The 13,378-nt window shown below is 73.2% G+C and carries 10 protein-coding genes; 6 read left to right on the top strand and 4 right to left on the bottom strand.

Annotated elements, in window-relative coordinates:
* Positions 1-231: 231 nt before the first annotated feature.
* The gene (locus tag ACZ4Z1_RS07200) at positions 232-981 is read left to right on the top strand and encodes a transglycosylase family protein (RefSeq protein WP_468485574.1); all 750 of its coding nucleotides are present in this window, start codon (positions 232-234) and stop codon (positions 979-981) included.
* Between the two features lie 397 nt (positions 982-1,378).
* Here ACZ4Z1_RS07200 and ACZ4Z1_RS07205 read toward each other — a convergent pair whose 3' ends face one another.
* Complete coding sequence (locus tag ACZ4Z1_RS07205) at positions 1,379-2,566, bottom strand: lactonase family protein (RefSeq protein ID WP_468485575.1); 1,188 nt, start codon at positions 2,564-2,566, stop codon at positions 1,379-1,381.
* 263 nt (positions 2,567-2,829) lie between these two features.
* Between ACZ4Z1_RS07205 and ACZ4Z1_RS07210 the strand changes: the two genes are divergently transcribed.
* Entirely contained in the window at positions 2,830-3,915 is a 1,086-nt protein-coding gene (locus ACZ4Z1_RS07210; RefSeq protein ID WP_468485576.1) for a tetratricopeptide repeat protein, read from the top strand.
* Here ACZ4Z1_RS07210 and ACZ4Z1_RS07215 read toward each other — a convergent pair.
* Positions 3,812-5,239, bottom strand: coding sequence for a lipase maturation factor family protein (locus ACZ4Z1_RS07215; protein ID WP_468485577.1), 1,428 nt, complete (start codon positions 5,237-5,239; stop codon positions 3,812-3,814). The two genes, ACZ4Z1_RS07210 and ACZ4Z1_RS07215, sit on opposite strands and share 104 nt — an antisense overlap.
* 96 nt (positions 5,240-5,335) lie before the next feature.
* Between ACZ4Z1_RS07215 and ACZ4Z1_RS07220 the strand changes: the two genes are divergently transcribed.
* Together ACZ4Z1_RS07220 and ACZ4Z1_RS07225 are read left to right on the top strand one after the other, a co-directional pair.
* Positions 5,336-6,211, top strand: a complete 876-nt coding sequence (locus tag ACZ4Z1_RS07220; protein WP_468485578.1) for an Fpg/Nei family DNA glycosylase — start codon at positions 5,336-5,338, stop codon at positions 6,209-6,211.
* Positions 6,212-6,549: 338 nt separating this feature from the next.
* Positions 6,550-6,720, top strand: coding sequence for a hypothetical protein (locus ACZ4Z1_RS07225; RefSeq protein ID WP_468485579.1), 171 nt, complete (start codon positions 6,550-6,552; stop codon positions 6,718-6,720).
* A 78-nt stretch (positions 6,721-6,798) separates the two neighbouring features.
* Here ACZ4Z1_RS07225 and ACZ4Z1_RS07230 read toward each other — a convergent pair whose 3' ends face one another.
* Complete coding sequence (locus ACZ4Z1_RS07230; RefSeq protein WP_468485580.1) at positions 6,799-7,422, bottom strand: TIGR03086 family metal-binding protein; 624 nt, start codon at positions 7,420-7,422, stop codon at positions 6,799-6,801.
* A gap of 57 nt (positions 7,423-7,479) precedes the next feature.
* Positions 7,480-9,378 carry an alpha-L-fucosidase gene (locus ACZ4Z1_RS07235; protein ID WP_468485581.1) on the bottom strand — a complete coding sequence of 633 codons (1,899 nt, stop codon included), beginning with the start codon at positions 9,376-9,378 and terminating at the stop codon, positions 7,480-7,482.
* A 382-nt stretch (positions 9,379-9,760) separates the two neighbouring features.
* On the opposite strand from ACZ4Z1_RS07235, the gene ACZ4Z1_RS07240 reads away from it, so the two are divergent.
* Complete coding sequence (locus ACZ4Z1_RS07240; protein ID WP_468485582.1) at positions 9,761-11,311, top strand: AMP-binding protein; 1,551 nt, start codon at positions 9,761-9,763, stop codon at positions 11,309-11,311.
* A 163-nt stretch (positions 11,312-11,474) separates the two neighbouring features.
* Positions 11,475-13,331, top strand: a complete 1,857-nt coding sequence (locus ACZ4Z1_RS07245; RefSeq protein ID WP_468485874.1) for a protein-arginine deiminase domain-containing protein — start codon at positions 11,475-11,477, stop codon at positions 13,329-13,331.
* Positions 13,332-13,378 lie beyond the last annotated feature (47 nt).

Raw genomic sequence — 13,378 nt, forward strand, 5'->3', positions numbered from 1 at the left:
GGCAGGCCGTACCGCCGAGGCGCTACCGCGCGCTCTCCCGGTGCCGTCCGTGGCCGTGGTTGTCTCGTACTCGTCGAATTCATGACGGCTCGGAAAACGCACCGCAGGAACCCGGTGAAACCGCGGGACATACTCTGCGCAAAAGCCGGACGCGGACGGGTATTTCACGGGGCGTCATGCATCCCCATGGCCGCCGGGAAACCGCGCGGTGAACGACGGGAGCACAGGTCGATGGAATTTCCTCAGGGATCGGAAACGAGCGGACGCGGTGAGGTCCGGGGGCGCGGGGCCCGGGGAGCGACGGCGGCAGCGGTCCTGCTGGCGGCCGGCGCGCTGAACGTGGCGGCCGAAGGTCCGGCCGAAGCCCGCAGCGGTGCCACGTGGGACCGCCTGGCCGGGTGCGAGAGCGGGGGCAACTGGCGGGCCGACACGGGGAACGGCTTCTCGGGCGGGTTGCAGTTCGCCCACTCCACGTGGCGTTCCTTCGGAGGCGGCAAGTACGCCTCCAGGGCGTCGCGGGCCTCCCGGGCGCAGCAGATCAGGGTCGCGGAACGGGTGCTGGCCCGCCAGGGCTGGGGCGCGTGGCCGGCCTGCTCGGCCCGGCTGGGCCTGCGCTCGTCCGGCGCGCGGCACAGCGCGCCGCACTCCGAGGCGCGCCGGCCGGCGCCGCGCGCCGACGCGCAGGCCCGCAAGAACGGCTCCGGCCGGTACCGCGAACGGCTGCGCAGCCCCCGGCACCGTGAGCAGCAGTACGGCAGCCGGTACGGCCACCGCAAGCCGTACAAGCAGCGCGCCGTCCGGCCGCAGCGGACATCCGGCGGGCATGTCGTCAATCCCGGGGAGACGCTGAGCGGAATCGCGTACGCATACGGCTGGGGCTGGCAGGAGTTCTACCGCCTGAACCGCCAGGTGATCGGCGCGAATCCGCATCTCATCCACCCGGGAATGCGGCTCGCCGTCCGTAATTCCGGCACCCGCTGACCGTACCGGTCGAGGCGCGTGTTTCCTTCCCACCCTTCCGGGAATTCTCCGTGACGAATTCCCCTGGAACGGCGGTCCGGCTGGGGGCGGGCGGACCGCCGCGGGAAGCGGTGGGCACCGGCAGGCCGTCCGTGGCGTCGCGGACGGCCTGCGCACGCGTGGACCGGGCGCTTCCGGGCGGCGTAGGGGGAGACGGGAGTCACCTCGCACCGACGGTGCCGGCCGAGTACGACGGCCCGGCCCGGCGGCGGTTCGCCGTCCACCTGGCGGCGGTCGAGCGGGACAGGACCCGGACGGCTCCTGAGACAGGGGCGGCTCCTGAGACAGGGGACGGACCCAGAGGCAGGGGACGGGCCCTGAGACACGGGACGGCTCCTGCGGCCGGGCCCCGGTGCTCTCACAGCGGCAGCACGCACACCGGCACCGGCGCCGGGAACGGATCGCCCAGCCGCCGCAGCCCACCCCGGGCGCCCACCGCGAACACCGTCACCGATCCCGACCTCTGGTGCGCCGCGAAGAGCAGCCGCCCGTCCGGCGAGAAGGCGATGTGCCGGGGGAAGTCGCCGCCGGACGGCACCGTGTCCAGCAGCCGCAGCCGGGCGCCCGCCGCCTCGACCGCGTAGCGCGTCAGGCTGTTGTGGCCGCGGTTGGCCAGGTAGGCGAAGGCGCCGTCACGGGTCACCAGGAACTGCGCCGGGTAGCTGGTCCCGGGCCCGGTTCCGGTGGACTGCGGCGCGCCCGGCGTGAGCGTGCCGGTGGCCGGGGCGTACGCGCAGACCACGGCGGTGTTGTCCACCTCGTCGGCCAGGTAGGCGTGGCGGCCCGACGGATGGAAGGTCAGGTGCCGCGGGCCGGCGCCGGGGCGCAGCGTGGCGTACGAGACCTGGGTGAGCTTCCCGGCGGTGGTGTCCAGCCGGTAGGTGTGGACGGTGTCGTTGCCGAGGTCGACGGCGAGGACGTGGCGGCCGTCCGGGCTGGTGACGATCTGGTGCGCGTGCGGGCCGTCCTGCCCCGGTCCCGGCGGGGGAGCGGAGTGGACGACCAGGTCCGTACGCTCGCCGAGCGCGCCGCCCCGGGCCGGGTCGACGGGGTGGACGGCGACGCTGCCGGAGAGGTAGTTGGCGCTCAGCAGCCAGCGTCCGCCGGGGTGCACGGACAGGTGGCACGGCCCGGCGCCGCCGGTGGAGCGGCTGCCGAGGACCCGGTGGCGCCCGTCGGCGCGCAGCGCGATGGCGGTCACCGCGCCCTGCCGCTGCTCGTTGACCGCGTACAGGGTCCGGCCGCAGGGTGAGAGGGCCAGGTAGGAGGGATCACCGACGCCGCCGATCACCCCGGCCGCGGTGATCCGGCCGCGGGCCGTGTCATACGTACCCAGGCCCACGCCGGTGCCGCCGCCCGCCACCGACATGTATGTCCCCAGGAGGAGCGGCCGGACCGCGTGCGGTCCCGTACGGGGCCGGGGCTCGGCTCGTGCGGGAGCGGCCGCGCCGCCGAGGCTGCCGCCGGCCGCGGTCAGCGCGGCGCCCGCCGCGGCCGTACGCAGGAAGCGGCGGCGGTCGGTCCCGGTCCGTGCCGTGCTGTCCATGCCACACCTCGGGGTTCCGGAGATCGCGGTCGGCAGCCAGGGTGGCCCGGTCCGGGCGCCCCGGCAAGGGGCGCGGCGCGGCTCGCGTGGCGCGCCGGGGTCGGCCGGAGGCCGGACGTCCCGTACACCCCGATGATGACCAGGTCCCCCTCGCGTAGGACCGCAGGCATACGGCACGACCAATCCGTGGAGGGATTCGCCGCACCCCCCTCCTTCCGTAGCTTCGTGATCAAGCACATGCGCGACCAGGAGGCCACGGATTCATGTACGGCAAGGCATTCGCCCCGGAGTACCAAGGCGAGCTGGGCACCGCCCTGAGCGTGAACTCGTCCTACGAGGACGTGCTCGCCACGGCCCGCCGCGCGCGGCGCGACGCCCGCACGGACGTGGAGCGCGCCCGGGCCTCGCTGGCCGTCGCCGAGGCCAACCGGCGCCTGGGGCGGGTGGACGAGGCACGCACGGCCTGGCGCGAGAGCTACCGCAGCGCACGCCGCGCCGGTGACCGCGGCGCGATGTCCTGGGCCCTGTGGAGCGGCGGCACGCTCGCCCGGCAGTGCGGCGGCCTCGCGCTGGCCCGCAGGCTGCTGGCCTGGGCCGTCACCCTCGCCGACGAGGGCGGCGACCGGCTGGCGCACGGCTACTCCATCGCCGGGCTCGCCGAGACCGGCCGGATACAGGGCGACTACGAGGCCGTCGCCGACCTGCACGAGCAGCTGCTCGAACAGGCACGGGCGCACGGTGAGACCCGCCACATGGTGTGGGCGATGTCCGGCATCGCGCAGATGCACCGCAACACCGGCGGGTACGCGAAGGCGCTGGAGCTGTTCGAGGAGTCCGCGCGGATCGCCGCCGACGGCGACGACGCACGGGGCCGCGCCTGGTCGCTGCGCGGTGTGGCCGACGTGCTGTCCGTACGGGGCGAGACGGAACGCGCCCTCGACCTGCTCACCGAGGCCGAGACGATCTGCCGCACCATGGACCTGGCGAGCGCCCTGGCCTACAACCACAAGATGCGCGGCAACGTCCTGTTCCGGGCGGGGCGGTACGCCGAGGCCCGCGCGGTCTACGCCGGGGCGCTGCGCGAGTTCGAGGACATGCACGAGCCGCGCGGCACCGCCCTCTCCCGCCTCGGACTGGTCAAGTCCCGCTCCCGGATGGGCGGCTCGAAGGACCGGACGCTCGCCGAACTCGACGAACTGGAGCGCGACTTCGGCCGGATCGGACTGCGGCACGCCCGCGACATGGTCATCGCTTTCCGTGCCGAGCTGCTCCCGTCGGCGGAAGGAAGTCCCGCAGCTCCGTACGGTGCCACCACGCTCCGGTCTCCCGCAGTTCCCGCCACGTCGTGAAGCGGTACTGGAACAGCCGGGCCCGCACCAGCGCGGGCGGCGCGTCGGGGAACGGGTTGTGGCGCAGCAGCCGCAGTGTGTCGGGGTCGTTCTCCAGCAGACGCTCCACGAACGGCCCGAACCAGCTCCGCGCGTAGGCGGGGGAGAGCGCCGCGAACCACATCAGCCAGTCCAGGCGCAGGTGGTAGGGCGCGTACTGGCGCGGCAGCCGCCGTACGCCGCCCGGCTTGCCCCGGAACCCGTACTCCCGCCACACCGCGTCCGGCGAGGCCACCGCCGAGTCCGTGCCCTCGATCACGATCTCCCGGCGGACGCGGGTGACGCTGCCGAAGGCCCCGTAGGAGTTGACCAGGTGCAGCGGGTCGAACGAGGTGTTCATCAGCTGCCGCCGGGACAGCAGATTGCGTACCGGACGGTAGCTGCGGTACGCGACGAAGACGGTGACGGCCACGGTCAGCACCGCGAACCACACCGGGGGAGCGGCGGAGGCGGACGCGGGCGCGCCGGCGATCCAGGAGACGTCCACGGCGGACAGGGCCAGGGCGACGGTCAGCCAGTTCAGCCAGGCGAAGTTGCCGGACAGCACCAGCCACAGCTGCGTCACGGCGATGCCCAGAGCCGCCCAGGTGGCCACCGGCTGCGGAGTGAACAGCAGCACCGGCAGCGCGAGTTGCGCGACGTGGTTGGCGGCCGTCTCGACCCGGTGCAGCGGCTTGGGCAGCCGGTGGAAGAACCAGCTGAGCGGGCCCGGCATCGGCTGCGTCTCGTGGTGGTAGTACAGGCAGGTCAGATCGCGCCAGCAGCGGTCGCCCCGCATCTTGATCAGTCCGGCCCCGAACTCCACCCGGAACAGCAGCCAGCGCAGCAGCCACATCACGAGCACCGGCGGCGCCGTGTCGTCGTTGCCGAGGAAGACGGCGAGGAAGCCGGTCTCCAGCAGCAGCGACTCCCAGCCGAAGCTGTACCACGTCTGCCCGACGTTGACGATCGAGAGGTACATCGCCCACAGCACCGCCCACATCGCCATCGCCACGCCCAGCGGCACCGCGTCCGCGGCCCCGGCGGCCACGGCCGCGGCCAGCAGGGCACCCGCCCGGGACCACAGGGCGAAGAACCGGTCCGAGTAGTGCCAGTGGAAGACCGAGGGCGCCTTGCGGAACGGCGCCCGGCGCAGGAAGTCCGGCACCGGTGTCATACCGCGCTCGCCCATCAGCGCCCGGAACTGCCGGGCCGCCGCCACGAACGCCACCAGATACAGCACGGCCAGCATCCGCTGGAACACCAGCCGCCCCAGCCATATGTCGCTCTCCGTGAACCAGTCCACGAGACCATCCCTAGCACCGCGCGGGCACCTGGTCGCCCGTCCGGCACGCGGCACGCACGAGATGTACCGGACCGCCGCACCGTGCAGGCTGGAGTCATGCCCGAACTGCCGGAAGTCGAAGCCCTGCGGGAATTCCTGGACGGGCACGCCGTCGGCCGTGTCCTGGTCCGCGCCCAGCCGGCCGCCGTCAACGTGCTCAAGACGTACGACCCGCCGCTGACCGCCCTCGAAGGCGGCACGGTCACGGCGGTGGCGCGGCACGGCAAGTTCCTGGACCTCGCCGTGGGCGGTCTGCACCTGGTGATCCACCTGGCCCGCGCGGGCTGGCTGCGCTGGCAGGACGCCCTGCCCGACGCCCCACCGCGCCCCGGCAAGGGCCCGCTGGCGCTGCGCGTCCGGCTGAGCGCCGAAGGGACCGGCCCGGAGCCCGGCTTCGACCTCACCGAGGCCGGTACGCAGAAGCGGCTGGCCGTCTACTGCGTGACCGACCCCGCGCAGGTCCCCGGTGTCGCCCGGCTCGGGCCCGACCCGCTGGCGGCGGACTTCACGGAGGAGTCCCTGGCCGCCCTGCTCCAGGGGGAGCGGCGGCAGATCAAGGGCGTACTCCGGGATCAGAGTGTGCTGGCCGGTATCGGCAACGCGTACTCCGACGAAATCCTGCACGTGGCCCGCATGTCCCCCTTCAAGCCCGCCGCCCGCCTGGGCCCCGAGGACACGGCCCGCCTCCACGCCGCCGTACGGGACACGCTCATGGAGGCGGTGGAACGGTCCAGAGGAGTCGCCGCCGGGCAGCTGAAGAAGGAGAAGAAGAGCGGGCTGCGGGTGCACGGCCGTACCGGGGAGCCGTGTCCGGTCTGCGGTGACACCATCCGCGAGGTCTCCTTCAGCGATTCCTCGCTCCAGTACTGCCCCACGTGCCAGACCGGCGGCAAGCTGCTGGCCGACCGGCGGATGTCCCGGCTCCTGAAATAGGGCCCGTGCCGTGTACGGCAACCGGGTGAACGGCGGGCGGCAACCGGAAGGCACCGGACGGCGGACCGGTGGAGCCGCGGGGCCCGTCGGGCACGGTGCGGTGACCGGCGGACGGGCCGAGGCGGAATTGCTGCATTCTCCCCGACTTGACTTCATATCCGGTAAATGTCGAGCGCGCACCGGTCGCGGTCGCTAATCTGGTGGACGACGGACGACCTGTCTGGGAGACGCCAACACCCTTGGCCCGTCGCGGGAAGCGCCACAAACCCTGGCTGACATCCCGGTTTGTGCGAAGGCGCCACCGCGTCGGAAGTGTCCCCTTGATGAAGGAGTGCGTGGTGGCAGTGGAAAACGCGCAACGCAAGCAGCCGCGGCCCAAGCAGGGCGAGCGGCCGGGTCGGATCAGGGAAGTCCGCAATCTGGAGGTCTGGGGCCGCTGTGTCCCGGTCAGAGTCGCCGGCTGCGACGACGACCCCACCGAGACCCACATCTTCCGCGGCATCGACTGACCGGGCGCGCCGCACCGGCCGGCCGGCCCGCGGGCCGCGCACGGCCCGCGGACTCCGGCCGCCCGGCGCCGGCGGGCTTCACGGCCGGCGGCCCAGCAGGCACAGCAGCCGGGTGAGGTCGTCGGCCCCGGGCGGCGGCGGCACGGGATCGGCGAACATCTCGGTCTCGGCGAGTTCGTCCGCGTACGGCTCGACCTCGCGCAGCGCGGCGGCCGCCAGCTCCTGCGGCAGGCGCTCGTCGGTGCGGAGCGCGCGCGACAGGTCCCAGGAGTGGACCACCGCGTCCATCGTCATCTGCGAGCAGTACGCGGTGGCCGTGCTGTCCCCCGACGACAGGTGGACCGTACGGTCCAGCGCGCCGGGCTCGGAGAACGCCGTCACCGCGGCCACCGCCGCCCGGCCCCACGCCCCGGCCGGGTCGTCACCGAGCTGGTCACCGTCGTACGCGTCCCCGACCTCCTCGACCGTGGCGCCGTCCCGCACCAGCCGGGGCACCCACAGCTGCTCCACGGTCAGGTGGCCGACCAGGTCGCGTACCGTCCAGTCGGCGCACGGCGTCGGGTCGTCCCACTGGTCGTCGCGCACCCGGTGGACCCGGCTGCCGAACAGGGCGATGGCCTCGCCGTGCCGCCGCAGGATCTCGTGGTGATCACCGGTCCCTTCCGTGCCGGGACCGTTCCTGTCCTTCTCGTGCTGGTTCATGCTCACCGAGGATAGGAGCGGGTACGGCGGTCACCGCGGCGCGACGCACGGTCGCGCTCACGACGGATACAGCGCGCCGCGCGGCACGATCTGCTGCTCCTGGCTAGGACTGGACCACAGCAGCTTCAGGTGCGCCTCGCCGGTGCGCTCGGTGTGCTCGACGCGGAGCGTGTGCCGGTGCCCGGCGGTCAGCGCGACGGCCGCCCGGTCGGTGCGCGGCTCGTGCGGGGTGGCGCTGTCGATGACGAGCCGGCCGTCCACCCACACCCGTATGGTGTCGTCGGAGACGGTGGTGAGGGTGTACGTCTGGCTGAAGAGCGGCCGGACCGTGCCGCTCCAGCGGGTGCTGAAGTGGTCCGCCGGGATGCTCGCGGCGGGGGAGCCGTCGAAGCGGTACGACGTGTTGATCACCGGGTCGGTGGTGGTCACCGCGGGCGGGCCGGTGAACCTGTCGTTCGCCCAGCTCCGTGCCGTCAGCCCGGTGCCGTGCCCGGCGGGCGCGGCGGCCGGCGGCCGGACGGTGAGCCGGATGACGGTCGCCTCGGGGCCGGTGGGCGGGCCGGCAGGCGTGAGGTCGAAGCCGTCGCCCGCCGGGGTGACGGTGACCTTCCGGGAACTGCCCAGCACCCGCGCGGACGTGACGCGCAGCGGCGCCTTGGCGGTGAGGTGAAGGGGCCTCCCGGCGGCGGGCCAGGCGGTGACCGACGCGTACAGGGCGTCGCCCTTACGGGAGACCGTGCCCCAGGACGGCTCGCCGACCAGCCCGGTGTGCCCGGCGCCGTACACGGCGTCGCCCCGACCGTGCGCGGCCAGCCAGCGTCCGGTGGCGCGGAGCCGGTCGACGGACGCCTGCGGGATGCGCCCGTGCCGGTCCGGGCCCACGTTGAGGAGGTAGTTGCCGCCGCGCCCGGCGACCGCGAGGAGGTTGCGGACGACGGTGGCGGTGGATTTCCAGTTGCTGTCGTACCGGGCGAAGCCCCAGTGGTCGTTGAGCGTCATGCAGCTCTCCCAGAGCTGACCGGCCACGGGCTCCGCGGGGATCTCCTGCTCGGGGGTGCCGTAGTCACCGTCCACGACGCGCCTCTTGCCCGCCCGGTTGTTGACGATCAGATCAGGGTCCAGGCTGTGCAGATACGCCTGGAGGTCGGCGCCGTCCCGCGGTGACCAGCGGTTGACGGGATGGTCCGCGTCCCACTCCCCGTCGAACCACAGCAGCGCCGGGTCGTACCCGTCCACCAGCTCCTTGAGCTGCGCGTACATCCGCTTCTTGTAGCGCGGGAAGGTCGCCGGGGCGGCGAAGTCGGGGTCGTGCCAGTCCCAGATCGAGTAGTAGAACCCCAGTTTGACGCCTGCCGCGTCGGCGGCCTCCTTCAGTTCGGCCAGGATGTCGCGGTGCGGGTCGAAGGCGGAGTGGTCGCGCAGGTTCCACCGGTTCTGCTTCGTCGGCCACATCGCGTAGCCGTCGTGGTGCTTGGACGTGATGACGATGTAGCGCTGGCCTGCCTCCTTGGCGGTCCTGACCACCGCTTCCGCGTCGAACGCCGCCGGGTCGAAGGTGGCGGCCTGCCGCTCGTACGCGGCGGTGGGGATGGCGCACTGCCGCTTGATCCACTCGGCGTTGCGGCAGACGGTGCCGTCGGGCCGGGTGTACTCGCCCTCCAGGTTCGTGTACGCGCCGAAATGGATGAACATGCCGAAGCGGTCCTGGCGCCACCAGGAGGTGCGCTCGGAGACGAAGGGGTCGTCGACGGCGTGGTTGGTGCCCGGCCCGGCGGTCCGGTGCCGGGGAGTCTGGCCGGGAACGCGGTCCGGGGCGGCGGCCGTCGTGTCCGTGGGGGCCGTGGGGGCCGTGGGGGCCGTGGCTGGGGTGTCGGCACCCGTCAGCAGGGCGCCGAGCAGGGCCGTGGCCGTGCCCAGGGTGCCGAGGAGCCGGGCCGGTCTCGTGCGGCTGCGCATCACATGCTCCTTTCCGGTCGGTCACCGGCCGGCCGGTCGTCCGCTCCAGCCGGTCATGTCCATGTCTGGAGTGCCCTCCCGCATGGTGCAGCCGTGGCGCCCCCGCCGGAAGCCCCCCGGCGGGACAGACATCGGAGCACCAACCCCGAATGCCTGGCGGAATACGGACGGTTGGTGGCCGCCGGCAAGACATACCTCGGACCTCACGTGACGGTCAGCCGTCCGGCGATCCGCCCCGGGCGCACCGCCGCCCCTTCCGTACCACCGCCGGAACCGCCCCCGCCACACTGTCCCGAAACCATACTGACGCTCTGTCAGCACTCTGGCGGGCTGCCGGAACCGCCTGTTCAATGGGCGCGAGCCGCAACTGTCTGGAGGCTGCATGGACGTCGCCGCCACGCCCCCCGCCATCCGCTGCGCCGGAGTGGAGCGCACCTACCCCGCGTTCCACGAACGGGCCGCCCGTATCGCCGCCGGGCTGCGCGCCCTGGGGGTCGGACCCGGGGAGCGGATCGCGATCGTGCTGCGCAACGAGCCCGCGCACCTGGAGATCGCCGCCGGCGCGGCCCGGCTGGGCGCCTCGGCCGTCCCTGTCAACTGGCACTTCCGGCACGACGAGCTGCGGCATGTGCTCAGCGACAGCGACAGCAAGGTCGTCTTCGCGCACACCGACCTGCTGCCGGGCGTCGCCGCCGCCCTCCCGGACCGGGCCCGCCTCATCGAGGTGCCGGTGCCCGACGGCACGGCCGCCGCCTGCGGCTTCCCGCCCCCGCCGGTGACCGGCGACCACCCCCTCCTGGACGCCTGGCTCGCCGGCCATCCGCCGCTGGCCGACGAAGCCGCCCGCCGGCCGTCCACCGTCATCTACAGCTCGGGCACCACCGGCCGGCCCAAGGGAGTACTGCGCGACCCGGTCGGCGAGGAGCAACTCGCCGAAGCGGTGACGAAGTTCTTCGAGTACTTCGCCGTGCGGCCCGGCGGCCGCACCCTGATCCCCGCGCCCCTCTACCACGCCTCGCCCAGCCAGCACGCCGTCCTCGCCCTCGTCGGCGGCCTGGACATCACCCTGATGCCGCGCTTCGACGCCGAGGAGTTCCTGCGGCTGGTCGAACGCCACCGCATCCAGCAGACGCAGATGGTGCCGACCATGTTCGTACGGCTGCTGCGGCTGCCCAAGGAGGTCCGCGAACGGTACGACCTGTCCTCGCTCACCTCGGTGGTGCACGCCGCCGCGCCCTGTCCGCCGCACATCAAGTACGCCATGATCGACTGGCTGGGCCCGGTGCTGCGCGAATACTACGGCGGCAGCGAAACCGGCGCCGTGACCTGGTGCGACAGCCAGGAGTGGCTGGCGCATCCCGGTACGGTCGGCCGGGCCGAGGGGACCTGCTCGGTGGTGGTGCTGGGCCCGGACGGCGCGGAACTGCCCACCGGCCGGACCGGTGAGGTCTACATCAAGCCGTCCGACACCTGGCCGCAGTTCACCTATCTCGGTGACCCCGCCAAGCGCGCGGCAATGGAGGCCGGGCGGATGCCCGGCTACGTCACGATCGGCGACATCGGCCACCTCGACGCCGACGGCTACCTCTACCTCAGCGACCGCCGCAACGACATGGTCATCTCCGGCGGCGTCAACATCTACCCGGCCGAGATCGAGGGCTGCCTGCTCGACCTCGAAGGGCTGCGCGACGCGGCCGTGTTCGGCATCCCCGACGAGGAGTTCGGCGAAGCGCTCGCCGCGCACGTGGAGCCCGAGCCGGGCACCGGACTGACCGCCGAGGACATACGGGCCCACGTCGCCGACCGGCTCGCCTCGTACAAGGTGCCCAGGACCGTGGTCTTCGAGGAGCACCTGCCGCGCGACGAGTCCGGCAAGCTCTTCAAACGGCGGCTGCGCGACCCGTACTGGGCCGGGCGCGACCGCGCGATCTGAGCCGCCCGTCCGCCGTACCACGATGGCCGAAAAGAGCGCCGAAACCCAGGCAACCCGCCGATCACCCGCTCCCTCTTTCCGGGCAACCGACCGGACCGAGAAGGGACGCAAGGTGAGTACGAGACTGAGACGCACGGCCGTGGCCACGGCGCTTACGGGTGCGATGCTCCTCCCCGCGGCGCCCGTGGCGGCACAACCGCCGCCCGTACAGGCGGACTTACGGGCCGATGCCGACCGCGACGGCGCGGTGGACGTCACCGGGCCCTCCGACGAAGCCGGCGAGGACCGGTGGACACCGGACCGCGGAGCGGTGTTCCTGCCCAACATCGACGACGACGCCGGGCGGTGCCGCAGCACCGGCCCGGACGGGAAGCCGCTGCCCGAAGCGGAACTCGACCGCTGCAACGACGCCTCCGACGAGGAGGTCAACGGCAAGGAGGACGAGAAGGACCTGGCGCGGCTGCGCACGGTCCCCGTCCCGAACGCCGCCGACGGGTCCACGGGCACGTTCCGCGTCGCCTCCGGAGCACCTCACGTACGTCTGTTCCTCAAGCGCCCGGCCGGCTGGGAGCCGGTCAGCCCCGCCACCCGGCTCTCCGCCACGGAACTGCGCAAGGGCGTCGAACTGGGCCTGGAGGGCAAGGACGTCGTACGGGACCGCGCCCGCTGGGACGGCACCGCACACCTCGACTTCACCCTCACGTCCGGCGGCACCCGCACCAGCGACCGGGTGGTGCTCCGTGTGGCCCCGCTGCTGACCCACCACCACTTGCAGCGGACCCAGCGGCTGCTGGTGACGGAGCTGCCGGGGACCGGCGCGTACGCGGCCGCGCAGCGCACGTTCGTCCGGCAACTGGAGGCGGAGGCCGGCCGGGCGGGCATCACCGAGCCGCCGGTGAAGTTCACGAAGAACTCCGACGTCTGGGCCCAGGACTTCGTCGAACCCGCGTACGCGAGCATGCCGGGCCCCGGCGGGAAGCCGCGGTCGTTGCGCATCATGCTGCGCTCGGCGCAAGACCTCCGCACATCGGGCCGGCAGCTGTTCGAGCAGATGCGCGGTCCCGGCGTCGGCGTCGTCCAGTTGTGGGGCGCCGAGCCGTCCAAGGACCCGTCACTGGACTCCATGGGCAACCTGGAGACGATCCCTCCCTACACCCACCAGGGCAGGTCCTTCCCCGCCGGGCGCATCATCATGGGCGAGCGCAAGGACAGCGGGGCCAAGCCGGCGGCGGCGATGCGTGAGCTGCTGGAGGCGCAGGGCGCCCAGAGTCCGCTGCTGCTCGACACGTCGTGGCTGGCCGTGGGCCACGTCGACGAGTTCGTGCAGTTCCTGCCCGCCACCACCGGGCGCGGCTGGAAGATCGGCGTCGCCGACCCCGAGGCGGGGATGAAGATCCTGCGCGCCGCCGAGGCCGCGGGTCACGGCGCGCAGCGGGTGTTCTCCGCCCCTGACGCCCCGCAGTCGCCCGCACCGAAGGAGACGATCACGCAGGCGCTGGCGTCCGCGACACTGCGTGCCGACAACGCGCTGGCGACCCGGCGCATCAAGGCCGACCTGGAGGTCCTCAAGCGCGCCACCGGGGTGACCGACGCGGAGATCGTGCGCGTCCCGGCCCTGTACACCCGGGGCAGCGCGACCGACCAGGAAGGGGTGCGGATGCCGCGGCTGCAGCGGATGGGCGGTACGGACGCGCCACCGGCAGCAGTGCGACACGGGCAGCGGAAGGGCCTTGGGCCCACGGTACGCAGTGCCGTGGAGACCGGCGCGTACTTCCCCGGTGCCGTCAACGGCGTGCTGCTCGGCCCGGACCGCTACCTGGCGCCCCGGCAGTGGGGCCCGGTCATCGACGGCAAGGACGTCTTCGCCGAAGCGGTGACGCGCGCCTACCGGCGGGCCGGGCTGCGGATCTCCTACATCGACGACTTCCACACGTACCACGCCGGCGGCGGCGAGGTGCACTGCGGGACCAACACCCTGCGCGACACGTCCCGCCCTTGGTGGACGCCTCCGGGTTCCTGAGAAGGCCCCGGCCCCCTCCCGGGAGGGGGCCGGGGCGGCACGCGCCG

It is taken from the genome of Streptomyces sp. NPDC030165, from assembly GCF_055573595.1.

Coding starts and splice junctions, on each gene's coding strand:
- ACZ4Z1_RS07245 (WP_468485874.1), top strand. CDS start 11,475: ATGCTCCTCCCCGCGGCGCCCGTGGCGGCACAACCGCCGCCCGTACAG.
- ACZ4Z1_RS07210 (WP_468485576.1), top strand. CDS start 2,830: ATGTACGGCAAGGCATTCGCCCCGGAGTACCAAGGCGAGCTGGGCACC.
- ACZ4Z1_RS07235 (WP_468485581.1), bottom strand. CDS start 9,378: ATGCGCAGCCGCACGAGACCGGCCCGGCTCCTCGGCACCCTGGGCACG.
- ACZ4Z1_RS07230 (WP_468485580.1), bottom strand. CDS start 7,422: ATGAACCAGCACGAGAAGGACAGGAACGGTCCCGGCACGGAAGGGACC.
- ACZ4Z1_RS07240 (WP_468485582.1), top strand. CDS start 9,761: ATGGACGTCGCCGCCACGCCCCCCGCCATCCGCTGCGCCGGAGTGGAG.
- ACZ4Z1_RS07200 (WP_468485574.1), top strand. CDS start 232: ATGGAATTTCCTCAGGGATCGGAAACGAGCGGACGCGGTGAGGTCCGG.
- ACZ4Z1_RS07205 (WP_468485575.1), bottom strand. CDS start 2,566: ATGGACAGCACGGCACGGACCGGGACCGACCGCCGCCGCTTCCTGCGT.
- ACZ4Z1_RS07220 (WP_468485578.1), top strand. CDS start 5,336: ATGCCCGAACTGCCGGAAGTCGAAGCCCTGCGGGAATTCCTGGACGGG.